Genomic DNA, 24,045 nt, shown 5'->3' with positions numbered 1-24,045 from the left:
CTCATTCGTTGTATTGGATGTAAGGGAGCGTGACGATGACGATGGTTCCTTGTCTCTCCGAATTGGCCACAATCATGAGGCCGTAGGGCCTTCCGAAATGAATGCCGATTCGAGCGTTAATGTTCCGCAAGGCCATGTTGTCGGTAGACACAATCACATCACCCGGGTCCTCAAGCAGTCTTTTATTAATTTCCTCTTGTCTTTCCGGGCTTATGCCTATGCCATTGTCTTCGATGATAATCCAGATTTTGTCCGCCTGGCGGGCGACGTCGATTCGGATGATCCATGGCGCTTTCGTATAAGGAAAGCCGTGTTCGAATGCATTCTCCACAATCGGCTGCAAAATAAGAATCGGCAATGAAGCGTTTCTCGCGGTTTTGTCGATGTAAAAGTGCTTCTCCACTTTGTCTCTGAACCGGAAATTCTGGATTTTCAAATAGTTGTCAACGTGCTCCAATTCCTGGGTCAAGGTGACAAAATCATTTCCCGTAGACATGGTGTATCTGAAATTACTGCTGATCGTTTGGATAATCTGATAGATTTCGGGCACGTTTTTGGAGACGGCCATGGCTCCAACACTTTGCAGCGTGTTATGAAGAAAATGCGGATTGATCTGCGCCTGCAGAGCCTTGAACTGTGCGTTTCTTTTTTCGATATAGATGCTGTAACGGGCTCGAATCATCTCCGAATATTTCTGCTCCAGCCATCCGATCTCGTCGTTTCTTGTCGTCTCGATGTATCCGTCATGGTTGGATTCGGCGGTGAAGGAAATAGCGCGCGCCAGCTTCAGGATCGGATTTGTCGCTTTATTGGCCAGCATCACAGAGGCGGCCAGCGAGATGAAGAGCAATCCGATACCCAGGCAGACGCTGAACCAAAACGTGCCGCGATTGCTTTCCAACACGACTCTTGTCGGGATGGCCTTGACAAGCCGCATATTGCCGTTCCCGACAGGTTGTTGGAAGATATAGTGAGTATTTGTTTTGACGAAAGTGTCGGATGTTTCAGAAGACAGGGCGGTCTGAATGCTCTGAAGCTCTAGCGCATCGTAATCAGACTCCGGAAGCGAGTGCACCACGCGGCCTGCCTGGTCCATAATCAAGATCAGGCTTTCTTTCTCGCTTCTCATGGATTGCAGAATGGGGTCAAGCATGCTCCAATTGACGCTGATCGACACGCCGCCCAAGACGGATTTGTCGATAAATTTGAACATCGTACGATACATAAGGAAATGGGGGGATGGCTGTCCCTCCATATGGAAGGTGAGCTTCGTATTTCCCAATCTTCCCCACGGCAGCGGCAAAGAGCCGGACGAATATGAGGTAATCCGACTATCACCGTTAATCATCGAGTAGCTTTTGTTTTCATAGCTGCTGTATAGACTAATTTCATCAAAAAAACTCAAATTGGGCAAATACACCAATTGAAGCTTGTTCAGAATATAGGACTGATTCATGTATTTGGATTGTAAATTGGCTTCAAGATCACCTTCCAAATAACGTGTAATCGTCAGATCCGCCATGACGGAGAACATCAGTTTGTCTAGCATATCCAGCTTCTCATCCACGAACTTTCCCGACCACTCGATATTGGATTGATTCGAGGTACGGATTTCCGCTTCCAAATTTCTCCTCGACTCCGAGATCGCCACGATCGTGACGGCAATGACGGGGATGCAAGTAATCAGCATCATCATGAGCATTAATTTTTTCTTGATGCTGCTTGAGAAATATTCGATGAAGGAGATGCTTGAAGAGATGAGCTTGTTTTTGATGTGATTGGTCATCGGTCTACACCTACCCCCAGTCCAATAAAGCGTGAACTCGCAACGATCCTCCGCTCCTCACTGTACAGTAGACCACAACTAACCGGGTTGCGCAAACTTGCCATACCTTCGTAGATTACCCTTTAACGGCGCCATCTGCTATGCCTTGGATAATGAAACGCTGAAAGAAAAGGTAAATGACGACGACAGGCAGAGAGGTCAGCACTAGAATACTCAGGATATAAGACCACTCCGTCGAATATTGTCCGAAAAATACGCTGGCCGCCAAAATCAGCGTGTAGTTTTTATAATTGGTCAGCATAATCAAAGGAAGCATAAAGTCATTCCAGATCCAAAGAATGTTCAAAATGGCGATCGTGACCGTGATCGGAAGCAGAAGTGGAAAAATAATGCGCGTAAATGTTTTCAACTGGCCGCATCCGTCCATATGGGCGGATTCCTCCAACTCTCTAGGAATGGATTTGACGAAACCATGATAGAGGAAGACCGCAAAGTTGACGCCTAGTCCAATGTAAATCAACGGCAGTCCGTACACGGAGCCTTGAACATGAAATACCTTGGCTACTTGAATCAGGGAAAACATGATCGCATAAAATGGCACGAGCATGGATGAGAAAAACAGGAAAAAGAGCAGTTGACTAAGCTTTCCCGATGTCCGTGAAATTTTATACCCGGCAAGCGAGCCGCAGGCGATAATGCCGACTACAGAAAGAACCGTGATAACGGTCGTGTTGTACAGATTGTTCAACAGATGGATTTCGGTTAGCACATACTTGTAATTATCAAGTAGAAGGCGGGTCGGGAAACTAAGAACGGATTTGAACATCTCACCTTGCGTCTTGAAGGAGTTGATCACGGCCAGCACGATTGGAAACATGAAAAATACCGATACGACCAGCAATACGAGGAGCACAAGGAACGACAAGAGGCGATTGGGTTTCATTAGGCTTCCACCTCTTTCTTTTTGAAAAACGTAACTTGAACAAAGGTGATGACAATGATCATAAAGAACAGAATCATCGCTTTAGCGGTGGCATATCCGAATTGCCGATCTCTTGAAAAGCCCTCTTGGTAGACATTAAGCGCGATGACTTCCGTACTGTAGCCTGGGCCGCCGCCGGTTAAGGCATACACCACCTCGAACACTTTAAACGAGCTGTTGAGTGTCAGGAAGACGCAGATCGTAATAGCCGGCATGACCAAAGGCAGAATGATGTGGTAAAACCGCTGAAGCGTGGAAGCGCCGTCAATCATGGCGGCTTCTTTCAAGTCTTTGGGGACGCCTTGCAGCGCGGCGATGTAGATAATCATCAGGTAGCCTGCGCCTTGCCAGACGGTCACGATCACGGTTGAGAGAAATGCCATGCCGGGCGTGCTGAGCCAGCCTTGGTTGAGAAAGCTGAGAAGCGTATACTCCGCTAGCTTGGGTGCGACTCTGGAGAAGATGAATGCCCACATCAACGTGCTAATGTAAATACTGACCATATTCGGCATGAAAATGAGCGTGCGGAATATGGTCTTGGATTTGGTCAGCGTTTCGATGATTAAGGCGAGGCCCAATCCAATCGCATTTTGCAAAATCACCATCACGACCACATATTTCAGCGTATAGAATAGCGAGTGGATGAACTGCGGATCGGATGTAAAAGCATGGATATAATTGCTGAGGCCGATGAATGTATAATCCTTAAACAATCCGTTCCAATCGGTTAGGCTGTAATAGAAACCGCCGAGCGTCGGATATACCAGAAAAACCGAATAGAACAGCAGCGCTGGCGCGCAAAAAGCCAATAATGTAATCCAAGGTTTAGTTTTGTAGCTCACGATGCTTCACCACCTGTCAGGAATAAAAACGGCAATCGAAAGTCGATCGCCGTTTTTTTCGAATCTTGCGTTTACTTACCGGCGCCTACGGATTTTTTCCACGTTTTGTTAACGGCTTCGACATACTGGTCTCTGGTGATGGACTTGGCGTAATACGCTTGTGCTAGTTTATCCTTGTCCTGATCCGCAGAGACCGGAAGCGTCAAGCCGAGGAAGCCTTGACCGGCATCGACGATTTTTTGCGCTTCTTCGTTCCAAGGGAACGTTTGGAGCTTCTGGTTCTTGGCCACTTGGTTGAATTTCAGGCTTTCGAAGAAAGCCGAAGAGTCTTTGTCGTCAAGAATATAGTTCAGGAAATCGAGCGCAACGTCTTTGTTCTTGCCCTCCGGGTAAGCGGTCAGCGTTGTCGTGATGGCGAGCACAACTTTGGTCGATTGGGGATCGTCGTTGATCGGCAGGGCTCCGAGCCCTAGATTGAATTTGGGATTCACCTTCAGGATGCTCTCGGAATACCAGGGACCGGTGACGAACATGGCGGCTTTGCCGTTCGCGAAGTCGGCAATTCCGTCCTCGGCGCCAAGCTCAAGGGCATTGGCGTTGCCGTTGGCATTGATCAGATCGACGACATCGAACAAGCCGTTATTCTGCAAATCCTTGAAGGAGGCTTTATCCGTTGCCATATCGTTCCACCAGGTCGGCAGCTTCGTATTGACAATGGACTGCATACTAAGGAAGAACGGCCAGCCTGCGACGAAGCTGTCTTTGTACGCGAGGACGAATGGCGTGACCTTGTTGCTTTTCAGCTTTTCGGTCACCGCCTTCAGTTCGGACAGCGTCTTCGGAGGCGTCACGTTGTTCGCCGCGAAGATGTCCTTGTTGTACAAGTAGCTCCAAGAGAAGGTTTCCAACGGCACGCCGTATATTTTACCGTTGATTTTGGAAGCCTCGCGCATGCTGTCCGTCAGCTTGGCGACGAAGGGCTGGTCGGAAAGATCCGCCGTGTAGCCGCCTTTGACGAACTCAGCGCCTTTGGTCGCGAAGTTGTAGGAGAAGATATCGGGAGCGTCTCCGCTGACCAGTCTCGTAGCAAGAAGGTTCTCATCGGAAGGCAGCTCCAAATTGTAGGTGACCTCGATGTTTTTCTCCGCAAGCTGCTTGGCCGCGAATTGCTTCAAATATCCGTCAAACTGTTCCTTGAACCGGCCGGCTAGGGGGAGCATGATAGACAGCTTTACTTTTCTGACCCCGTCTTTCGAGTTTCCGCCCTCGGAGCCGGAACCGCTGGAGCAGGCAGCCAGTACAGTCGGGACAATCGTCAGTACCGTAACGAGCTTTAGGATTTGTTTCACAAAGTTGCCTCCCTTTATTTCACTTTTTGTGAGCGTTTACAGAGCAATTATATAAATGAGGCATACGTTTGTAACTGGACAAAATTAGTTTGTCTGACTGTAATAAATTAATTAGCATTTCCCAGATATTTGTTTGTTAGGGGGAGACTAACGCCATGGCAGTACAAGAAAACAAATGCGGAGTACGAATGTACAAACCGCATGAGGAAAATACAAAACTTGAATCGGATGTTCCATTTTCAGCAGACGGAATGATCGATTAGAATGGCACTGTCGGCAGGAAAGAGAGGATAAGGAGGGGAGTACGGAGGCAAGGGGTGCCGCGTTATTCGATATGAAGGAAGGAAGCGCGCGAATTCTCTTTATACTTAGAAGGGGAGACGCCAGTCCATTTCTTGAATTGCTTACTGAAATGGTGAATATCCGGAAATCCGGCTTTCAGCGCGACCTCGCCGACCGACAAATCGGTAGACGCAAGAAGTGTTTGGGCTTTTTGCAACCGAATTTTGTTCACATAAAGAATCGGGGACATTTTCATTATATTGTTGAAAATGTAATGGAAGCGTGTCGTTGAAACCGCAAGCAAATCAGCCAATTCCTCGCGGGTAATAGGCTTGTCAATGTTCTGATCGATGTAGGCGAGAACGGCGGAAATTTTCGAGAAATGAAAGAAGAATTCGGTGCTTTCCTGTTTAATTTTCGAAACGTCGAGAATGGCTACGAGCAGCTCCAGAGCCAGCGCTTTAGTAAGAATGATGGTCTTGATCGAAATTTTGTCCGTAGAGACGCTTTCCGCAGATTCGGATAGCCGCTTCAATAGTCGGGCGATCGAGTCGCTATCCGGCCCCTTGATGACCGACGGCACATGAAATAGCGACAAAATATCGATGTTGTGCATGAAGGTGTAATGAATATGCGCATAGTGAACCGTTCCAATATCCATCTTGTACTTGTGCTTGACGTAAGGCGGGACGATCAGGGTACTTCCGCTGCCAGCGGTGACCACTTCGCCTGACTCGTATTCACAGTAGCATTCCCCGACGAGCGGGGAGACAATGACCGTATACGGAAGAAGCCTCCACTCCTTGAAGTGGATGGAGGAGACCGTCTGATGGTTGCAATGGGAAAAAAGGTAGTGAGAAGTTGTATGTTCGATCAGTTGTGGGAATGGCTGGGATGTCGTCATTTTTGAATAGGCTCCTATCATAACGGACGATTGTCTTTTTCCAATAGTAGAAGAATTGATGCCAATTATCAAGCCAAGAGACAGGACAAAATGAATCGAGGAGATGGATCGTATGTCTAACCAAGTATTAAAAGTATTGCTTATTTCGGGTAATCAAAATCATGTCTGGCACAATTGGGAGGAAAATACCCCTCTTATTCAAGCAGCGTTGCAGGCCGACCCGAATATTTCCGTAACTGTATCTCTGGATATTGAAGCTTTAGCCGGAAATCTGGACGAATTTGATGTGCTTGCCTTTAACTATTGCAACTGGCATGATCCGTCCGGGCTCAGTGAGCAGGCAAAGGCCAATGTGATCGCTTTCGGCGAACAAGGAAAGGGCATTGTCATTTTGCATTTCGCCAATGGCGCGTTCCACTTCTCCTTGCCGGAAGCCGGGGCTTCCGACTGGCCGGAATATCGCCGCATCGTGCCGCGGGCATGGAACCATCACGGTGAAAGCGCTCACGACGACTATGGCACCTTCCGGGTTCGCATGCTGGACGAGTCTCATCCGATCACGCAAGGCATCGCCAGCTTCGACATTCAGGACGAGCTTTACTTCAATCAGGAAGGTGACGTAGAGATTGTTCCGCTGTATGCGGCGGTGTCGAATATAACGAATCGGGAGGAGCCGCTGGCCTGGACCTCCGCCTACCGTAATTCTCGCGTGTATCAGACGCTGCTCGGCCACGACCGCCATGCGTATGCCGTACCGGAAGTCCAGGAGCTGCTGAGAAGAGCGGTCCGTTGGGTGGCCCATCAACTGTAGAAATCTGAAACGGAGGGATCGCCAGATGGAGAAGCCTAAAATGGAAGCCGCGGTGATGGACCGGCCGTTGTCCATCCGGGTAGAGCAGGTGGACATTCCCGAGCCCCAATGGGATGAAGCACTCATTCGTGTTCATTGCATCGGCATTTGCGGCTCTGATGTTCATTATTACGAGCATGGCAGGATTGGCCGCTATGTGGTGGAGAAGCCGATCGTGCTGGGGCATGAACTGGCGGGAACCGTCGTGAGCGTGGGAGGCGGAGTGACTAACGTTCAGGTAGGCGACCGGGTAGCCGTCGAGCCGGGTGTGACCTGCGGCCGATGCGAGTATTGCAAGTCCGGACGGTACAACCTCTGCCCGGACGTTGTCTTTATGGCTACGCCCCCTGTGGATGGAGCTTGGGCCGAATTTGTCGCAGTAAGAAGCGATTTTCTATACAAGCTCCCTGACGAGATGAGCTTTGAGGAGGGGGCATTGCTCGAGCCTCTTTCGGTTGGGTTTCATGCCATGCGAAGGGCTAACATCAAGCCGGAGCATACCGTGCTTGTGACGGGATTAGGCCCGATCGGGCTGCTGGCGATGGAAGCCGCCAAGCTGTTCGGCGTGAACGAGCTGTACGGGAGCGATGTGGTGGCCTTCCGTCGTGAATTGGCCGAGGAGATGGGGGCCACGGGCGTTGTGGACCCCTCGCAAGGTCCTATGGAGGCTCAGCTTAGCCATCTTCAGGGCTTCATGGGCTTTGACGTCCTGATCGAAACCTCAGGAAATGCCAGGGCAATATCGGATAGTATACGACTCGTGAAGCGTGGAGGGACGATTGTGTTCATCGGTCTGCCCGCAGCGGAGACTATCCCACTGGATGTGGCTCATCTGGTGGACTCGGAATTGGACATTTACGGCGTGTTCCGTTACGCGAATACGTATTCGGCGGCCATTCAGGCCCTGAGCAAGGGCAAGCAGGACATCCGGCGCGTGATTACGCACAAATTCCCTCTCCATGCGATCAAGGATGCGATTGAAACGGCCCGTACTCACAAAGATACGAGCATCAAGATCATGATTTATCCGGACAAACATAACGTGTAGACGGTCACATGCAAGGTCAAGTATGAAATAGACGGAGGAAGATACTTATGAGCAAAATCAAAACCATCTGCATTACGGGAGCGGACCGAGGCTTGGGGTTCGAATTGACCGAAAACTTCCTCAAGCGGGGATATAAGGTGTTCGCAGGGAAATATCTAGCAGAATGGAAGGAGCTTGACAATCTGGCGGAGCAGTATGGTGATCGGATTGTTCCGATTCAGATGGATGTCTCGAGCGATGACAGCATCAAGCGAGTGGGAGAGGTGATCTCGCAGCACACCGATCAACTCGATATGCTGATTAACAATGCCGGAGTTCTTCTGGAAAGGGACGTAACGGTCTATGATGAACTCAATTTCAATCATATGATGAAAGAGCTTGACGTGAATGCTGTGGGGCCGCTGCGGATGACGAAGGCGCTGGTCAAGCTGATCATGAACAGTGACAGCAAGCTGATCATCAACATCTCTTCGGAAGCAGGACAAATTGAGCAGCAGGAGAGGAAAGGCTGGTACGGCTACTGCATGTCCAAGGCTGCGCTTAATATTCAATCGAATATTCTTCATAACCACTTGAAGAAAGAAGGCGGAAGGGTACTGGTGATCTACCCGGGCTGGATGCAAACCTATATGAACGGCGGCGAGCTTGACACGACAGCGGAATTAACCCCCAAACAAGCGGCAGCGTACATTGCAGAGACGATTGTTCGCCTGGGTGCGGAAGCGGTCGGAGACCGGCCGTTATTTGTGGATAACAAAGGGGAGCGGATGGCGTGGTGACCCGAAGCTTGAAGCTGGGCGAGACGCTTGAAGCGGGCGCGTCAAGGCCAAAAACCTACAAAGGGGAAGGGCAGAGGGATGAAAACGGATGTTGTATGTTTGGGCGAATTGCTGATTGATTTCGTCTCCGCCGACGTAGATTGTTCTTTGGCGGAAAGCAGCGGTTTCACGAAGGCCCCCGGAGGAGCGCCGGCAAATGTGGCGGCCGGTCTTGTCAAGCTGGGCAGAAAAGCAAGCTTTATCGGAAAAGTCGGGCGCGATCCTTTCGGGGAGTTTTTGACGAAGGAGCTGAAGGACGCTGGTGTCGAGGTAGGAGGCATGAGCGTGGATGAGGAAGCGCGCACGACGCTCTCCTTCATTGCGAACCGGTCCAGCGGCATACGGGATTGTATCTTCTATCGCAATCCGGGCGCCGATATGCGGCTTGCGCCTTCAGACTTGAACGAAGCGTCTGTGGCCGTGGGGAAGATCTTTCATTTCAGCTCGGTCAGCCTCAGCTTAGAGCCGGTTCGCTCCGCGACGAACCAAGCGCTGGAATGGGCCAAGAAGCATGGCTTGCTCATTTCGTATGATCCTAATTTGCGTCTGGGCTTGTGGGAGGATGAAGCCACGGCCAGGCGTGAAATCCGGGCGGCATTTCGTTTCGCGGACCTTGTGAAAATCAGTGAGGAAGAAATGGAATTTATAACAGGCTTCCGCTCATTGGAAGAGAGCGCTTACGATATTTTGGCGCAAGGTCCGAAGCTCGTTGTCATTACACAGGGCGGGAACGGGTGCTTTTTTACCGACGGGACAACGAGCGGAAGCTTCCCAGGCCATCAGGTGCAAGTGGCGGAGACGACCGGGGCCGGGGATGCCTTTGTCGCCGGATTGCTCGCCAAGCTGACGGAGCATCTGGAGCGTACAGGGGAGATCAAGCTGCGCGTGGACGACGTTGCCGTAGAGGCGATTCGCTTCGCGAATGCGGCTGGGGCGCTCGCGACGACGAAGGTCGGAGCTATTCCCGCCATGCCTTCTGAGGAGGAAGTCTTGCGAATCCTGGAGTCAGCGAACAGATGACCCTTCCTGCGCTGAAATAGCGGAGCTAATCCGGGGGCGCCTGAATTTTGATATTAACCTCATCTGTATGTGAGTTTCATTTCCTAGTCCCCTTGAGATTTCATTCGAGCCGCTCAGCTTCACTGTTTTCCCCGAGATGGGGAAGGACCCGAGTGTTGAAAACAACCCGGATGTCTTTTACAATGGGAGCTAGGAGCATGAATGCCGGAACCAGAAACAGGGGGAGAGAGATGGAAACGTCTAATCATACACATGGGGAGACTGAAGCTTGCTGCTCCGGGGACGAGACGGTGCGGAAAAGTCATCATTCCGAGAAGACCAAGGCGAGTCTGACGGCCCGGTTGAACCGGATCGAAGGGCAGATACGCGGGATCAAGGGATTGATTGAGAAGGATACGTACTGTGACGATGTCTTGAATCAGATCGCTTCGGTGCAGTCCGCCTTGAACGGAGTCGGTAAGCTGCTGCTGGAGCATCACATGAGAAGCTGTGTCGTCGAGCGCATCCAGGAAGGCGATACGGATGTGCTGACCGAACTGATGACGACGATGAATAAGCTGATTAAATAAAACAGTCCTTATACCAAGATGCGCAGCCTGTTACGGGAAATCTACCCGCTAACAGGCTGTTTGAGTTGGGATAACCCAAGCATAATTTATAGGATAGGGGGGTATATTATATGTGTTGGTTATACGCAACCATTCAGGAATGGAGGTATTGAGGATTTGAAGCATATCCTAGTCATGATGTCAGGCGTTCTGATTCTCGGCTTACTGACAGCCTGCGGACAGGCCAAGCAGCCTATTCCTGCTCTCGCTCATGAAAGTCAAAGCCTGAACAGCGGCGGTCAGCCCTCGGCTGCTCATCACGAGCATGGCAAGCACAATGAATCCGGAGGTGAGGCTGTGAAGCAGAAGGTTTCATTCGGCTTCACTTCAGGAACCGCCCATGCTGGAAACAAGGAAAAATTAACGATCCGTATCCAGGATGAGCATGAAGCGCCGGTTTATCAGTTCCGTGTAAACCATGAGAAATTGATGCACCTGATTGTGGTTAGTCGTGATCTGTCGTTCTTCAACCACATCCACCCGGTCTATCGGGGAAAAGGCGTCTTTGACGTCGATCTATCATTCCCGGCAGGTGGAGATTACAAGCTGTTCACTGATTTTGTCCCCGAAGGGGGGAAGCCGGCAGTTTTGAGCGAGTGGGTGAAGGTGGGGGGAGAGGCCAGACCTTCAGCCCCGTTGAAGGCCGATTCCCGTCTGGTGACGGAGACCGAAGGGATAAGGATTGACCTTACCCTCGGCAGCGCCAAGCCGAATCAAGATACGATGCTGACGTTCCGAATTTCGGACGCAAAAACCGGGCGAGGCATCGACAACCTGCAGCCTTATCTGGGCACTGCCGGGCATGTCGTGATCCTATCAGCCGATGCGGAGCAATACCTGCATGTTCATCCGGTGGATGAGAAGGCAACCGGACCGGTGGTGCAATTCTCCACCTCCTTCCCTAGGGCAGGCCTCTATAAGATATGGGGGCAGTTCCAGCATCAGGGGAAGGTGCTCACGGCCCCCTTTACGGTAGAGGTCAAGTGAATAACGGCGGCAAACAAACGGGGTACCGCCAACAAAACGGGTAAAATGTACGCTAAGTGAATATTTAATTATACAAGCCGGAAATCCCGTACGTTAAGGAAGCCGGCTTGTTTTCATATGCACAAAATTGGAAGGGATATATTGACAATCAACTATTACAGGTGTAATATTAAACCTGTAAGTAAAATTACAAACGTAATAGTTCAATGGGAAGGAGAGAAGAAGCATGAGCAACGTTCCGAAAATATCGGAAGCCGAATGGGAAATTATGAAGGTTATATGGAAGCAAAGCCCGTTGACCGCGGAGCAAATCGTACTCCAGCTGCCCGGCGGGATTGAATGGAGCGATCAGACGGTACGTACGTTCATAAACAGGCTTTTGAAAAAACAGGCGATCGGGTTTGAAAAATCGGGAAGAAGCTACTTGTATTTTCCTTTATTATCAGAGAAGGAATGCATTCGGGCCGAAAGTCAATCGTTTCTCAAAAGAGTGTTTAACGGTGCGGCCGATATGATGGTGACGAACTTTTTGGAGGAAACCGACTTGTCGCAGCAAGAGCTCGATAAGCTTCATAAGTTATTGACGGAGAAAAAAGAGAGAAAGATCAAGGAACGAGGATCCGATGAAGATCAGAGCAAGAGGTAATCGCCCATGAATATGGTGAGCGGCATTTTTTTATGGTTTTGTTACGCCACATTGGCCGCAAGCGTCGTCGGGCTGCTGGTTATGGCGATTCAAGCGTTGTTCCGCCGGCAGATGAGCCCGCGAATGCGGCATGCGCTGTGGCTGATTGTGCTGATCCGGCTGCTTCTGCCCGATTTTCCCAACAGCCCTGTAAGCTTGTTTAACGCTTTGCCATTTTCGTCAAGCACAGAAAAGGCGGCTTCAGAAACAAAAAATTTGGAAGGAATTGAACCGCCCACATGGTTATCTCAACAACATCGGGAGAAACAGCCTCCTGTTCAGAATGAGAACATCTTGCCACTGCAGAGCCATGCTCCGCTTCCGGTAGCTCCATTACCTCAAGAAACTGAAACCGCGGCACCGTCTTCCGTAAATAAATACCCGCCAGCCTTACAAATCATTTCGGTTGTATGGTTTGCGGGAGCGGTAGCCATCCTTCTTTACTTGTTGTTTTATATGTGGAAGCTTAGAAGCAAACGCAAGGCGCTCCAGATGGTAACAGATCCTCGTATCCTGTCCGTTATGAACGATTGCAGGAGAAAATTCGGCATTAAACAGCCAATTCCGCTGTATTCGGGATACGAATTGAAAAGCCCATATATTTCTGGAATTATGGCTCCATGGATTTATATTCCCGATGCGCTAGGGAGCCAACTGAACGATGCCCAGCTTTACCATCTTTTCTCGCATGAGCTGGCTCACTACAAAAGAAAAGATATCGCCTGGAATACGATCGGCAGCTTCGTTTTGGCCATTCACTGGATGAATCCTATCATCTGGATATTCATCGCGAAAATGAAAGCAGACAGAGAGCTGGCCTGCGACGCCTATGCCTTGGAGGTTCTTGGAGAAGACGAGGCGATCCCGTACGGGATGACGATTATTGAGTTTTTGAAGCTCTATTCCGCGAACCGCAATCAGCCGAGCTTGCTTTATTTCAGTGGATCGAGCAATCGGAATCTAGTGATAAGGAGAATTGCGATGATCAAATCGTTCAAGAAAGGGACGTATAAGTTTTCGACCATTGCCGTTTTATGCGTCGCCGTCATGAGCGTCATGTCGCTAACGAATGCGGCAGAGCCGGAAGCATCCCAAAAAAATGCCAGAGGCGCGGCTGGAACCTTGAAGGAAGGCAATGCTGCTTCATCGTCGTATTTAACCGACGACCGGGAGGATGCGGTGCTGACTGCAGGCATGCTGGAAGTGAAGATTGCAGAAGCTATGCCTCAGGAACCTCGTCGTGAAGAGGTTAAGGATCATGAGGATGAGAAGCCGACCGAAGCTCGCTCGCATGCCGAAAGCGCGGCAGAAGCCGTTAAGGAAGCAAAAGCCGTTCCATCGCCAAGCTTGACCGACAACCCGGGACCACCGGAACCGCATGCAGGAAGTGTAGCGGCAACCGTCAAAGAAGGACAAGGCGCTCCTCCCCCCAGCCAGAAGACAAACGATTTGGAGAAAGCAGTTAAAGACGCCGGCTTCACATTTAAAGTGCCAGATGCCATGCCTGCAGGGTTTCACTTGGAGCAGGTTCATGTGAATACGAAAGAAGTTAATGGAAGCAACCGTACCGAAGCGGCCATACGCTTCGTTCAGCGCGAAGGAGAGACCGTTTCCGGAAATCTGGAGTTTTTCGCCATTCATGGCGGCGACGACTTGAAAACGGTGTACAAACATATTGAGCAATCAGCGAATAAAAGCGGCCAATGGTCGGTAAGCGCAACGCTCCTGCAGATGAAGGAGCACTATGCGATGAAGGTGACTGAAGTCTCGAATCAGAGCGAAAAACGGTACTATATTTGGGAAGATCAAGGAGTCCAGTATCAATTTCAAGTAACGGGCAGCGTAACGGATGAAGAAATCATAACGATCGTTTCCTCTATGAAACAGCCGAATGCAGATATGTATAAACGATATGCAGACGATAAACATTCCGCTTAAGGAATAGAGAATGAATGAGTTGCACATCAAACAAACCCTTCGGGAAAGGATTGTTGTACATGCTAGCTATATTCAAAGTAACGAAAAATAAAGTACGCCGTTTGGTCGCCATTTCTGCGGCTGCACTGATCGCCTTTACCTCAATTGAAGTCTTGTCCGTTACGCCCACCGTAGTGGCAGCACAAGCTTCCGCCTCGGTGTCTCCGCTTCAGTGTTTAATGGAAGTTGAGCAGGATCTTCTTGGCGAGAATGGAAAGTTGTCTCCATTTCATCATTCCATGGACTGTGAGCTGAAACAAGCCGTCAAAAACGGGACGGTGTCCCAGATCAATCAAAGCGTGACTAAAAACGGCGTTAAGATTACCGTGAAGGAAATATTGTTCGATGATGCGCGATTGTCTGTCGGCTATGTGGAGCATCATGGTCAAGAGCCTAGTTCATCAAACCCGGTGATTATGCTGGGTGGCAAGGAGATCGGAGGTTCTATTGGCCACTGGTCCCAGCCGATTGACAAACAAACCACGATGCATAGCATAACCTGGGCCAATGCAGGCCGGTTTCCCGATGAGTTTGAGATGAAGTTCCAGGATTATCGTTCTCTGTACCTAACTTCCCCGAACCGTACGCCGGAGCCGTGGGAACTGACGATTCCTGTCAAGAAATCCGTTTATAAAGAAACCAAGGTGCTTAAGCCGATGATCACCAAGAAGTCGGGCGAATTCACGTACACGCTCAAGGAGATAGCGATGACCCCGAACATGACCGCGGCCAGGTATGAGATTAGCTTTCCGAAGCATTTGAGCAGCGGTTTTTATCAAAATCACATGAGAATCGAAGATCAGAAAGGAACGAAGTACCTGCCGGTTGAAGGCATAGTCAATTTTAAACCTACAGAAACCGGATATTCCATCGAATCTATTGATTCATTCAGCCCCGTCCAGGCGCTTGCCGAATCGATCAAGATTGAATTTACCCGAGAAGAATCGGAATTAAAATTACCATTGTTACACAAGGCGCCAGTTGAGTATAAACCGACAGCCGAGAAGCCCCTTGTATTGAAAAGAACGTGGGGAGTGGCGAAAATTACGGATATCAGCTATAGCAAAGATAAAACCGAGGTTCGTTTTGTAACGGAAGGTCCTCGCCCCTATGATTTGAGTTTATTTATGGAAGACGGGGCTGGACAGAAACTGTATGGGCTAAAAAGACTGGTTGATAGGAAAACCAACGCGTATGTTGCGGACTTTCCTGTGATCGATCCTCAATCGAATATAACGTTCGTAAGCACCTTCTACGAAAGCACCGAGCCGAAGTATGACCCTAAGCTGCAAGTAACGCTCCCTCTCAAGCCTTAATCCATGGGCTGTCCCTCGCGGGGCAGCTTATTTTTGTATGTACGGGGAATTGGTTCCTGGGTGCCGCATACGGCATTAAGCATCGGCGAGCCGCGCGTACGGCATTGCCCCGCTGATTGTGTGATAATTTGGTGACCGATATCGCGGCGCAGCGGAGACTGGAAATACATAAAGGTTAGCGCTTAACCTAAATATTTAGAAAAGGGATTGAAAAATTCGTCTGACGGCAGTATACTCGGGGTATAAGTTCTGAAATTTACATGTTTATCGCTTTTTTATTCGCTTTCATTTCGTTTATGCGAGGTTAAGCGATTACCCTAATCTAGCAAGTTGAATCGGGAGGTTCGAGTATCGATGTCGGTCATACGGTTAACAATGGCGCAAGCGCTGCTGAGGTTTCTGGACAATCAGTATGTGTCCGTCGACGGTGAGGAGATCAAGTTCGTCAAGGGCGTGATGGGGATCTTCGGACACGGCAACGTGACAGGGCTTGGCGAAGCGCTGGAGAATGACAGCGGCGAGCTGGGCTTTATTCAAGGGAAAAATGAGCAGGGAATGGTCCACGCGGCCGCAGCTTTTGCGAAGCAAAGTAACCGCTTCCAAATCTATGCTTGTACCAGCTCCATCGGTCCTGGCGCGCTGAACATGGTTACGGCCGCCGCGACGGCAACGGTGAACCGGATTCCGGTGCTGCTGCTGCCGGGGGACAACTTCGCCTGCCGTCAGCCTGACCCGGTGCTCCAGCAGCTCGAGGTCACGCGGGATTACACGATCTCGGCGACGGATGCCTTCCGTCCGGTCAGCGCATATTGGGACCGCATCGAGAGACCTGAACAGCTGATCAGCGCCGCGCTGAATGCGATTCGGGTGCTGACGGACCCGGCGGAGACCGGGGCGGTTACCTTGGCACTGCCGCAGGATGTGCAGGCTGAGGCTTATGATTACCCGGCTGAATTTTTCGCCAAGCGGGTGCATGTGATTGATCGGCGTCCGCCGTCGAGCGACGCGATCGCCCGTGCGGTCAAGCTGATCCAAGGCAAGAAGCGGCCGCTGATCATTGCGGGCGGCGGCGTGCACTACTCCGGCGCTTACCAAGAGCTGCTGGATTTCGCCGAAGCGTTCGGCATCCCGGTTACCGAGACGCAGGCGGGCAAGAGCGCCTTGTCCTGGAAGCATCCGCTGAACCTCGGAGCGGTTGGCGTCACAGGCACGCTGGCAGCCAATCTGACTGCCAAGGAAGCCGACCTGATCATCGGAATCGGCACGCGTTACTCGGACTTTACGACTTCGTCGAAATCGGCCTTCCCGCATGAAGAGGTGGAGTTCCTGAATATTAACATCAGTGCGTTCGACACCTTCAAGATGAATGCCGTCCGTCTCGACGCCGATGCGAAGGAAGCATTGAAGACGCTCCACCGTGCGCTGTGGGAAGCCGGCTATCAATCGGCATATGACAAGCAGGCCTTGCGTGAGCTGAAGCAAAGCTGGGATGCGGAGACCGATCGCCTGTACAGCCTGCAGAGCGAGCAAGGTTTGGTGCAGACAGCGGTGGTCGGCGAGATCAACAACTTCCTCGGACCACGCGACGTCATCGTCTGCGCGGCGGGCAGCCTGCCGGGCGACCTGCACCGGCTGTGGAGATGTGAGGAGCCGAAGACGTACAACATGGAATACGGCTTTTCGTGCATGGGCTACGAGGTCAGCGGAGCGTTCGGCGCGGCGCTGGCGGACTCGGACCGCGAGGTATACGCAATCGTAGGCGACGGCAGCTACCTGATGCTGCACTCGGAGCTGCTCACCAGCCTTCAAGAGAACCGCAAGATCACGGTGCTGCTGCTGGATAACCACGGCTTCCAGTGCATTCACAACCTGCAGCGCGGCCACGGCAGCAAGGGCTTCGGCAACGAGTTCCGCTTCCGGGACGAAGCGAACGGCCGCTTGAGCGCGGATTATATGCCGATTGACTTCGCGGCACATGCCCGCAGCTTCGGCGCCAAATCTTACAGCGTCACGACGCTGGAAGGCCTCCGTGAAGCGTTGGCACAGGCGAAAGAAGAGACCGTCTCGACGCTGATCGATATCAAGGTGCTGCCAGGCACCGGAACGACCGGATACGAATCCTGGTGGAGAGTCGGCGTGCCTGAGGTCTCGAACAGCGAGCAAGTGCTGGATGCCCACCAGCAGATGAAGAACAACATTCAGGCGGCGAGCCAACTCTAAGAAGGGAACGATCACTGTGAGCTTACCATTTCAACTAGGCATTCATCCGATCAACTGGGTCGGCGAGGATGTGCATGAGCATGGAAACGATACGACCTTTGAGCAGATCATGTCCGATATCTCAAAGCTGGGGCTGAAGGGCACGGAGATGGGGCGCAAGTACCCCAAGGACATCCCGACCTTGAAGCGGGAGCTCGCCGCCCGGGACATTCAGCTGGTATCCCAGTGGAAGTCCGTGTTCTTCACGGAGCCTTCGCGGCTGAATGAAGAGCTGGAGTCTTACCGGCAGCATGTGCTGTTCCTTAAGGAAATGGGTGCAAAGGTTATCAGCACCTGCGAGATTGGCGGTTCCCTGCACTGGGACCCGCGCCGCTCGGATCATGAGACCGTGGTTGCCAGGCTGAACGATCAGGAGTGGAAGGACTTGGCTAACGGCCTGAATCTGGCGGGAGAAATCGCCAGCGAGCACGGCCTGAAGCTGACGTATCACCATCACGGCGGAACGGCCGTCGAGCAGCCGGAGGAAATCGACCGCCTGCTGGAGCTGACGGACCCGAACCTGGTCTCCCTGCTGTACGATACGGGGCATGCCTACTACGGCGGCAGCGACCCGCTGACCCTGCTCCGCAAGCATTACGACCGGATCGCTTATATTCATCTGAAGGATATCCGGCTGCCGATCCTGAACGAAGCGAGAGCGGAAGGCGTCGACTTCGTTACCTGCATCCGCAAGGGCGTGTTCACGGTTCCCGGCGACGGCGTCATCGACTTCGCTCCGATCATCGGCGAGCTCGTGCAGCGCGGCTACAACGGCTGGGCGCTGCTGGAGGGCGAACAGGACCCGGCGGTATCTCCCGCTTACGAATACGCGCGCAAGGCGCTGGACTATATTCATTCCATTGCTAAGAAAGAAGAGGTGTAACCATGGCTTATCTTCCGATTCCCGAAGGCAAAGAGCTGGACTTCGTAGCCATCGGCCGGCTATGTATCGACCTGAATGCCAATGAAATCAACCGTCCGATGGAAGAGACGATGACGTTCACCAAGTACGTCGGAGGCTCCCCGGCCAACATCTGCATCGGCATGTCCCGGCTGGGCATGCGCACCAGCTTCATCGGCAAGGTCGCGGACGATCAGATGGGACGCTTCATTGTAAGCTACCTGGAGAAGAACGGCATCGACACGAGCAATGTCGTCACAGACCGCACGGGCGCGGTGACGGGGCTTGCTTTCACGGAGATTAAGAGTCCGACGGACTGCAGCATCCTGATGTACCGTGACAACGTGGCGGACCTGTTGCTCGAGACGAGCGAGGTGCTCGAAGAGACGGTTGCCAAGGCGAAGGTGCTGCTGATCTCGGGCACCGCGCTGGCAAAGAGCCCTTCCCGCGAGGCGGTGTTCCTGACGCTGGATTATGCCAAGAAGCATGGCGCGACGATCATCTTCGACCTCGACTACCGTCCTTACACCTGGACGTCCAAGGAAGAGACGGCGATCTATTACAATCTGGCCTCTGAGAAATGCGATGTTATCATCGGCACGCGCGAAGAGTTCGACATGATGGAGCAGTTCGAGAAGGGGCAGCGCGACGATCGGACGACCGCGTCCAAGTGGTTCTCGTACCAAGCCAAGATCGTGGTCATCAAGCACGGCAAGGAAGGCTCCATCGCTTATACGCAAGATGGCGAGAGCCATACGGCGAACAGCTTCCCGGCTAAGGTTATCAAAACGTTCGGCGCTGGCGATTCCTACGCGGCAGGCTTCATTTACGGCCTGATGCATGGCTGGACCGTCGAGAAGAGCATGGAGTTCGGCAGCGGCGCCGCCGCTATCGTCGTCTCCAGCCACAGCTGTTCGGATGCGATGCCGACGGCGGAGCAGGTTCAAGACTATATCACCCGCTGCAAGAACGGCGAAATTACAGCTTCTTAATTCGTACATGACTGTTATTGCGTAGCTCACGCGTTCATTATCATATTACTTTTACACAAAACAAGGAGGACTTCTTCTTATGACGACATCCGCTTCTGCATCCTCGGCGCCGCTTTTGAAAAACCTGATTGGCGGCCAGTGGGTCGACACCGTTTCTGCTAAGTACGACCCGGTCTATAACCCGGCTACCGAAGAGGTTTTGGCCCAAGTGCCGATCTCGTCCCAAGAGGACGTGGACCGCGCTGTAGCTGCGGCGACGGAAGCCTTCGCTACCTGGAGCAAGACACCGGTGCCTCGCCGGGCGAGAATTCTGTTCAAGTACCAGCAACTGCTGGTTGATCATTGGGAAGAGCTGGCCGTGCTGATTACCAAGGAGAACGGCAAGAGCTATCATGAAGCACATGGCGAAGTGCTGCGCGGCATCGAGTGCGTCGAGTTCGCCTCCGGCGCGCCATCCCTGATGATGGGCAAGCAGCTTCCGGACATCGCGACCAACGTCGAATCCGGCATGTACCGCTATCCGGTCGGCGTCATCGGCGGCATCACGCCGTTCAACTTCCCGATGATGGTGCCTTGCTGGATGTTCCCGCTCGCGATCGCCTGCGGCAACACCTTCGTGCTCAAGCCGTCCGAGCGGACGCCGCTGCTGGCGAACCGTCTGGCTGAGCTGTTCATCGAAGCTGGACTCCCAGCTGGCGTGCTGAACGTCGTTCACGGTGCGCATGATGTAGTTAACGGACTGCTGAAGCACCCGGGCATCAAGGGCATCTCGTTCGTCGGCTCTCAGCCGGTTGCTGAGTACGTGTACCGGACGGGCACTGCGCATAACAAGCGTGTGCAGGCGCTGGCTGGCGCCAAGAACCACTCCATCGTTATGCCGGATGCGGATCTGGATGGTGCGGTCAACCAAATTACGAATGCCGCTTTCGGCTCCGCCGGCGAGCGCTGCATGGCTTGCGCGGTTGTCGTCGCGGTCGGCGATGTAGCCGATACGCTGGTCGCCAAGCTGGTCGAAGCGGGCAACCAGATTCAGATTGGCAACGGGATGGACGAGGGCGTGTTCCTTGGTCCAGTGATCCGCGAGCAGCACAAGGAAAGAACCTTGAAATATATTGAGATCGGCGAAAACGAAGGCGCGACACTGGTTCGCGACGGACGCAAGGATGCCGCATCCAGCGAGAAGGGCTACTTCGTAGGCCCGACGATCTTCGATAACGTGAAGCACGGCATGAAAATTTGGCAGGATGAAATTTTCGCACCGGTGCTGTCCGTCGTACGCGTCAACACGCTGGCAGAAGCGATCGAGCTGTCCAACCGCTCCGAATTCGCGAATGGCGCTTGCTTGTTCACGCAGGACGGCAGCAATGTTCGTCAGTTCCGCGAGACGATCGACGCAGGGATGCTGGGCATCAACCTGGGCGTACCGGCTCCAATGGCCTTCTTCCCGTTCTCGGGCTGGAAAAATTCGTTCTACGGCGACCTGCATGCCAACGGCAACGACGGCGTCGAATTCTATACACGCAAGAAAATGGTCACGGCTCGCTGGTAAGCCGCTGACGAGGGCGCAGCTTGGCTGCGCTCTCGCTTTAAGGTTCTCTTAGGACTTAATTTCAAGCACCTCAAGCAACCGCAAGGAGGTAAACCATGTCACTGGTTTCCATGACCGAGATGCTCCAGACGGCGGCCAAGCACCGCTATGCCGTTGGACAATTCAACCTGAACAACCTCGAGTTCACCCAGGCGATTCTAAAGGCGGCGCAGGCGGAGCAAGCCCCCGTCATCCTGGGCCTGAGCGAGGCTTATATTCCTTATATGGGCGGGCTGCAGACTGTCACTTCCATCGTGAAGGGACTGATGGAGCACTTCGCCATCACCGTACCGGTCGCGCTGCACCTGGATCATGGCTCCTCGTATGACGTGTGCCGCCGCGCGATCGAGGCGGGGTTCACCTCCGTCATGATCGACGCGTCGCATCATCCGCTGGAGCATAACACGGCGGAGACGAAGCGCGTGGTCGAGCTGGCGCATGCTCACGGCGTCTCCGTCGAAGCAGAGCTCGGCCGCATCGTCGGCCGCGAGGACGACATTAACGTCGACGAGGCGGAGATGATGTATGCGATTCCGGAGGAATGCGTGTATCTGGCCCGCGAGACAGGGATCGATGTGCTCGCTCCGGCGCTCGGCTCGGTGCATGGCCCTTACAAGGGAGAACCGCGCATCGGCTTCAAGCAGATGGAGGAGATTCATCAGCTGACGGGGCTTCCGCTCGTGCTGCACGGCGGCAGCGGCCTCGGTGATGATATCATCCAGCGGGCGATCTCGCTCGGAACGGCTAAGATCAATGTCAACACGGACAATCAGTCCATCTTTACAGCTACGGTTCGCAAGTCGCTTAGCGAGCAGGAACGTGAATACGATCCAAGAAAATATCTGGGGCCAGCACGGGATGCTGTACAGCAGGGCGTACAAAGCAAAATCCGCGAGTTTGGATCATCGGGCAAAGCATAATGGAAGGGTGAAGCATACATGAAGAAAGTACAAATCGGGATTATCGGTGCCGGCCGCATCGGGAGAATTCATGCGGACAATCTGCTTCGCATGCCGGGCGTAGAGGTCAGCATCGTCGCGGACCTGTTCGCGAATGAGGAGCTGCAGGACTGGGCCGACGCGCGCGGCATCGCGCAAGTGACGAAGAATAGTGACGACGTGATCAACAATCCGGAAGTCGACGCGATCTTCATCTGCTCGCTGACGGATTCGCACGTGCCGCTGATTCTGGCCGCGGCTAAGGCTGGCAAGCATATTTTCTGCGAGAAGCCGATCAGCATGGATATTCATCAGACGAAGGCGGCGATGGAAGCGGCCGATGCGGCAGGTGTGAAGCTGCAGGTCGGCTTTAACCGCCGGTTCGATCATAACTTCAAGCGCGTTCGCGATTATCTGGAGCAAGGCCAGCTGGGCGATCCGCATATCATCAAGATCACATCCCGCGACCCGAATCCTCCGCAGGAGCATTACATCGAGAAGTCGGGCGGTCTGTTCATGGACATGGCGATTCATGACTTCGACATGGCCCGTTACCTGAGCGGCAGCGACGTCGTGGAAGTGTTCGCGCGCGGCACCGTGCTCGTTGATCCCGTATTCGGCAAGTATGGCGATGTGGATACGGCTATTACGACGCTGACGTTTGCCAACGGGGCAATCGGCGTGATCGACAACAGCCGCCAAGCCGTGTACGGCTATGACCAACGCGTCGAAGTATTCGGCTCCAAGGGCAGCGTGACGGCTAACAATGATTACCCGAATACAACCGAGATCAGCACGGCAGAAGGCATCTACCGCGACAAGCCGCTGCATTTCTTCCTGGAGCGCTACCAAGAGGCGTACGTGGAAGAGGTCCGCATGTTCGTCGACAGCATCCGTACGGGCTCGAAGCCGCCAGTGGATGGCAATGACGGCTTCCAGGCGGAGCTGATCGCCTTGGCCGCCAAGCTGTCTGTTAAGCTGGGCAAGCCTGTACGCATCGCCGATGCGCTGCAGCTTGCGGGTGAGGTAACGGTATGAGCGAGCTGATCGTTCCTTCCCGTAAGCAGCCGCTGGCTGACGGCAATGTGCTGACGATTACGCCTGAATCTGCAGGCTGGACGTATGTCGGGTTCTCCGTTTACAAGCTGGAGGCCGGACAGACGCTGAAGAAGGCGACGGGGGATAAGGAAGTCTGCCTCGTGCTGCTGACCGGACGAGGACACGTCCGGACGGAGAAGGCCAGCTTCGAGAACATCGGCCAGCGGATGAGTGTCTTTGAGAAAATTCCGCCGTACTCCGTGTATGTGCCGTCGCAGGACAGCTATGAGATCGAAGCGGTCACGACGCTGGAAGTCGCAGTCTGCGAAGCTCCGGGTCAAGGCAGTCTGGAAGCCCGTCTGATCGCGCCGGAACAGGTTGGTGTTGAAATCCGCGGCTCCGGCAACATGGAGCGGCAGATTCACAATATTTTGCCGGAGCAGGAGCCGGCCGACAGTCTGCTGGTCGTCGAGGTGTTCACGCCGAACGGCCACTGGTCGAGCTACCCGCCGCATAAGCATGACCGGGATGCGCTGCCGGAGGAATCCTACCTGGAAGAAACGTACTACTTCCGCGTTGAGCCGGAGCAGGGCTTTGCGCTGCAGCGTGTATACACGGACGACTTGTCGCTCAATGAAGTGCTGGCCGTCAAGAACGAGGAAGCCGTCCTGGTACCGAAGGGGTATCATCCGGTGTCTGCGCCTCCGGGGTATGAGGTGTATTACCTGAATGTCATGGCCGGTCCGACACGTACGTGGAAATTCCACAACGATCCGAACCATGCCTGGCTGATGAAGCCTCCTTCCGCGCGCTAGGCCGGATCGAGAAAGCGGGTTTTCCCGGTTGCAACTCAGCGCCTCCATCCTCATAATGAA

The 24,045-nt window shown here is 52.9% G+C and carries 21 protein-coding genes; 16 read left to right on the top strand and 5 right to left on the bottom strand.

The genetic code is table 11. The features are described from left to right. Position 1 precedes the first annotated feature (1 nt). From WMW72_RS01685 to WMW72_RS01665, 5 genes are all read right to left on the bottom strand, one after another. The gene (locus WMW72_RS01685) at positions 2–1,786 is read right to left on the bottom strand and encodes a sensor histidine kinase (RefSeq protein ID WP_341413667.1); all 1,785 of its coding nucleotides are present in this window, start codon (positions 1,784–1,786) and stop codon (positions 2–4) included. 115 nt (positions 1,787–1,901) lie between these two features. Continuing rightward, positions 1,902–2,729, bottom strand: a complete 828-nt coding sequence (locus WMW72_RS01680) for a carbohydrate ABC transporter permease (RefSeq protein ID WP_341413666.1) — start codon at positions 2,727–2,729, stop codon at positions 1,902–1,904. Further along, the gene (locus tag WMW72_RS01675) at positions 2,729–3,610 is read right to left on the bottom strand and encodes a carbohydrate ABC transporter permease (protein ID WP_341413665.1); all 882 of its coding nucleotides are present in this window, start codon (positions 3,608–3,610) and stop codon (positions 2,729–2,731) included. The genes WMW72_RS01680 and WMW72_RS01675 overlap by 1 nt, the downstream gene beginning before the upstream one ends. 71 nt (positions 3,611–3,681) lie before the next feature. Next, entirely contained in the window at positions 3,682–4,959 is a 1,278-nt protein-coding gene (locus tag WMW72_RS01670) for an ABC transporter substrate-binding protein (RefSeq protein WP_341413664.1), read from the bottom strand. Positions 4,960–5,284: 325 nt separating this feature from the next. Next, positions 5,285–6,145 carry a helix-turn-helix domain-containing protein gene (locus tag WMW72_RS01665; RefSeq protein WP_341413663.1) on the bottom strand — a complete coding sequence of 287 codons (861 nt, stop codon included), beginning with the start codon at positions 6,143–6,145 and terminating at the stop codon, positions 5,285–5,287. Between the two features lie 112 nt (positions 6,146–6,257). Here WMW72_RS01665 and WMW72_RS01660 point away from each other — a divergent pair, with 112 nt between their 5' ends. The 16 genes from WMW72_RS01660 to iolB all read left to right on the top strand — a co-directional run bounded on the left by WMW72_RS01660 (position 6,258) and on the right by iolB (position 23,985). Then, on the top strand, positions 6,258–6,956 hold the full coding sequence (locus WMW72_RS01660) for a ThuA domain-containing protein (RefSeq protein ID WP_341413662.1): 699 nt from the start codon (positions 6,258–6,260) through the stop codon (positions 6,954–6,956). 25 nt (positions 6,957–6,981) lie between these two features. Beyond that, the gene (locus WMW72_RS01655; RefSeq protein WP_341413661.1) at positions 6,982–8,043 is read left to right on the top strand and encodes an NAD(P)-dependent alcohol dehydrogenase; all 1,062 of its coding nucleotides are present in this window, start codon (positions 6,982–6,984) and stop codon (positions 8,041–8,043) included. A gap of 47 nt (positions 8,044–8,090) precedes the next feature. Beyond that, positions 8,091–8,822, top strand: a complete 732-nt coding sequence (locus WMW72_RS01650; RefSeq protein WP_341413660.1) for an SDR family NAD(P)-dependent oxidoreductase — start codon at positions 8,091–8,093, stop codon at positions 8,820–8,822. A 78-nt stretch (positions 8,823–8,900) separates the two neighbouring features. After that, positions 8,901–9,881, top strand: coding sequence for a PfkB family carbohydrate kinase (locus WMW72_RS01645; RefSeq protein WP_341413659.1), 981 nt, complete (start codon positions 8,901–8,903; stop codon positions 9,879–9,881). A 230-nt stretch (positions 9,882–10,111) separates the two neighbouring features. Further along, positions 10,112–10,450, top strand: a complete 339-nt coding sequence (locus WMW72_RS01640) for a metal-sensitive transcriptional regulator (protein WP_341413658.1) — start codon at positions 10,112–10,114, stop codon at positions 10,448–10,450. 156 nt (positions 10,451–10,606) lie between these two features. Continuing rightward, a complete protein-coding gene (locus tag WMW72_RS01635) occupies positions 10,607–11,476 on the top strand; it encodes a hypothetical protein (RefSeq protein WP_341413657.1) in 870 nt (289 codons plus the stop codon). 226 nt (positions 11,477–11,702) lie between these two features. Beyond that, positions 11,703–12,122, top strand: coding sequence for a BlaI/MecI/CopY family transcriptional regulator (locus tag WMW72_RS01630; RefSeq protein WP_341413656.1), 420 nt, complete (start codon positions 11,703–11,705; stop codon positions 12,120–12,122). A 6-nt stretch (positions 12,123–12,128) separates the two neighbouring features. Then, positions 12,129–14,099, top strand: coding sequence for a M56 family metallopeptidase (locus WMW72_RS01625; RefSeq protein ID WP_341413655.1), 1,971 nt, complete (start codon positions 12,129–12,131; stop codon positions 14,097–14,099). Between the two features lie 59 nt (positions 14,100–14,158). Continuing rightward, positions 14,159–15,454: a DUF4179 domain-containing protein gene (locus WMW72_RS01620; protein WP_341413654.1), complete on the top strand. Its 1,296-nt coding sequence runs from the start codon at positions 14,159–14,161 to the stop codon at positions 15,452–15,454. A gap of 354 nt (positions 15,455–15,808) precedes the next feature. After that, the gene (gene iolD / locus WMW72_RS01615; RefSeq protein WP_341413653.1) at positions 15,809–17,674 is read left to right on the top strand and encodes a 3D-(3,5/4)-trihydroxycyclohexane-1,2-dione acylhydrolase (decyclizing); all 1,866 of its coding nucleotides are present in this window, start codon (positions 15,809–15,811) and stop codon (positions 17,672–17,674) included. A 10-nt stretch (positions 17,675–17,684) separates the two neighbouring features. Then, a complete protein-coding gene (gene iolE, locus WMW72_RS01610; RefSeq protein ID WP_341414086.1) occupies positions 17,685–18,596 on the top strand; it encodes a myo-inosose-2 dehydratase in 912 nt (303 codons plus the stop codon). A 2-nt stretch (positions 18,597–18,598) separates the two neighbouring features. Then, positions 18,599–19,606, top strand: coding sequence for a 5-dehydro-2-deoxygluconokinase (iolC, locus tag WMW72_RS01605; RefSeq protein WP_341413652.1), 1,008 nt, complete (start codon positions 18,599–18,601; stop codon positions 19,604–19,606). A 79-nt stretch (positions 19,607–19,685) separates the two neighbouring features. Further along, positions 19,686–21,155: a CoA-acylating methylmalonate-semialdehyde dehydrogenase gene (locus WMW72_RS01600; protein ID WP_341413651.1), complete on the top strand. Its 1,470-nt coding sequence runs from the start codon at positions 19,686–19,688 to the stop codon at positions 21,153–21,155. A 95-nt stretch (positions 21,156–21,250) separates the two neighbouring features. Next, on the top strand, positions 21,251–22,114 hold the full coding sequence (gene fba, locus WMW72_RS01595; protein WP_341413650.1) for a class II fructose-1,6-bisphosphate aldolase: 864 nt from the start codon (positions 21,251–21,253) through the stop codon (positions 22,112–22,114). 18 nt (positions 22,115–22,132) lie between these two features. After that, the gene (gene iolG / locus WMW72_RS01590) at positions 22,133–23,170 is read left to right on the top strand and encodes an inositol 2-dehydrogenase (protein ID WP_341413649.1); all 1,038 of its coding nucleotides are present in this window, start codon (positions 22,133–22,135) and stop codon (positions 23,168–23,170) included. Further along, complete coding sequence (gene iolB / locus WMW72_RS01585; RefSeq protein ID WP_341413648.1) at positions 23,167–23,985, top strand: 5-deoxy-glucuronate isomerase; 819 nt, start codon at positions 23,167–23,169, stop codon at positions 23,983–23,985. Before iolG ends, iolB begins: the two co-directional genes overlap by 4 nt. Positions 23,986–24,045: the final 60 nt, after the last annotated feature.

It is taken from the genome of Paenibacillus filicis, assembly GCF_038070315.1.
Lineage (GTDB): Bacteria > Bacillota > Bacilli > Paenibacillales > NBRC-103111 > Paenibacillus_G > Paenibacillus_G filicis.
Note: the sequence above shows the minus strand (reverse complement) of the source record. Positions and strands in the feature narration are given on the sequence as shown.

Bases quoted from the DNA above. Each gene is read 5' to 3' on its own strand.
- WMW72_RS01650 (WP_341413660.1), top strand. From the start codon at position 8,091: ATGAGCAAAATCAAAACCATCTGCATTACGGGAGCGGACCGAGGCTTG.
- iolG (WP_341413649.1), top strand. From the start codon at position 22,133: ATGAAGAAAGTACAAATCGGGATTATCGGTGCCGGCCGCATCGGGAGA.
- iolD (WP_341413653.1), top strand. From the start codon at position 15,809: ATGTCGGTCATACGGTTAACAATGGCGCAAGCGCTGCTGAGGTTTCTG.
- WMW72_RS01680 (WP_341413666.1), bottom strand. From the start codon at position 2,729: ATGAAACCCAATCGCCTCTTGTCGTTCCTTGTGCTCCTCGTATTGCTG.
- WMW72_RS01640 (WP_341413658.1), top strand. From the start codon at position 10,112: ATGGAAACGTCTAATCATACACATGGGGAGACTGAAGCTTGCTGCTCC.
- WMW72_RS01655 (WP_341413661.1), top strand. From the start codon at position 6,982: ATGGAGAAGCCTAAAATGGAAGCCGCGGTGATGGACCGGCCGTTGTCC.
- WMW72_RS01645 (WP_341413659.1), top strand. From the start codon at position 8,901: ATGAAAACGGATGTTGTATGTTTGGGCGAATTGCTGATTGATTTCGTC.
- WMW72_RS01665 (WP_341413663.1), bottom strand. From the start codon at position 6,145: ATGACGACATCCCAGCCATTCCCACAACTGATCGAACATACAACTTCT.
- fba (WP_341413650.1), top strand. From the start codon at position 21,251: ATGTCACTGGTTTCCATGACCGAGATGCTCCAGACGGCGGCCAAGCAC.
- WMW72_RS01660 (WP_341413662.1), top strand. From the start codon at position 6,258: ATGTCTAACCAAGTATTAAAAGTATTGCTTATTTCGGGTAATCAAAAT.
- WMW72_RS01600 (WP_341413651.1), top strand. From the start codon at position 19,686: ATGACGACATCCGCTTCTGCATCCTCGGCGCCGCTTTTGAAAAACCTG.
- WMW72_RS01685 (WP_341413667.1), bottom strand. From the start codon at position 1,786: ATGACCAATCACATCAAAAACAAGCTCATCTCTTCAAGCATCTCCTTC.
- WMW72_RS01625 (WP_341413655.1), top strand. From the start codon at position 12,129: ATGAATATGGTGAGCGGCATTTTTTTATGGTTTTGTTACGCCACATTG.
- WMW72_RS01630 (WP_341413656.1), top strand. From the start codon at position 11,703: ATGAGCAACGTTCCGAAAATATCGGAAGCCGAATGGGAAATTATGAAG.
- iolC (WP_341413652.1), top strand. From the start codon at position 18,599: ATGGCTTATCTTCCGATTCCCGAAGGCAAAGAGCTGGACTTCGTAGCC.
- WMW72_RS01620 (WP_341413654.1), top strand. From the start codon at position 14,159: ATGCTAGCTATATTCAAAGTAACGAAAAATAAAGTACGCCGTTTGGTC.
- iolB (WP_341413648.1), top strand. From the start codon at position 23,167: ATGAGCGAGCTGATCGTTCCTTCCCGTAAGCAGCCGCTGGCTGACGGC.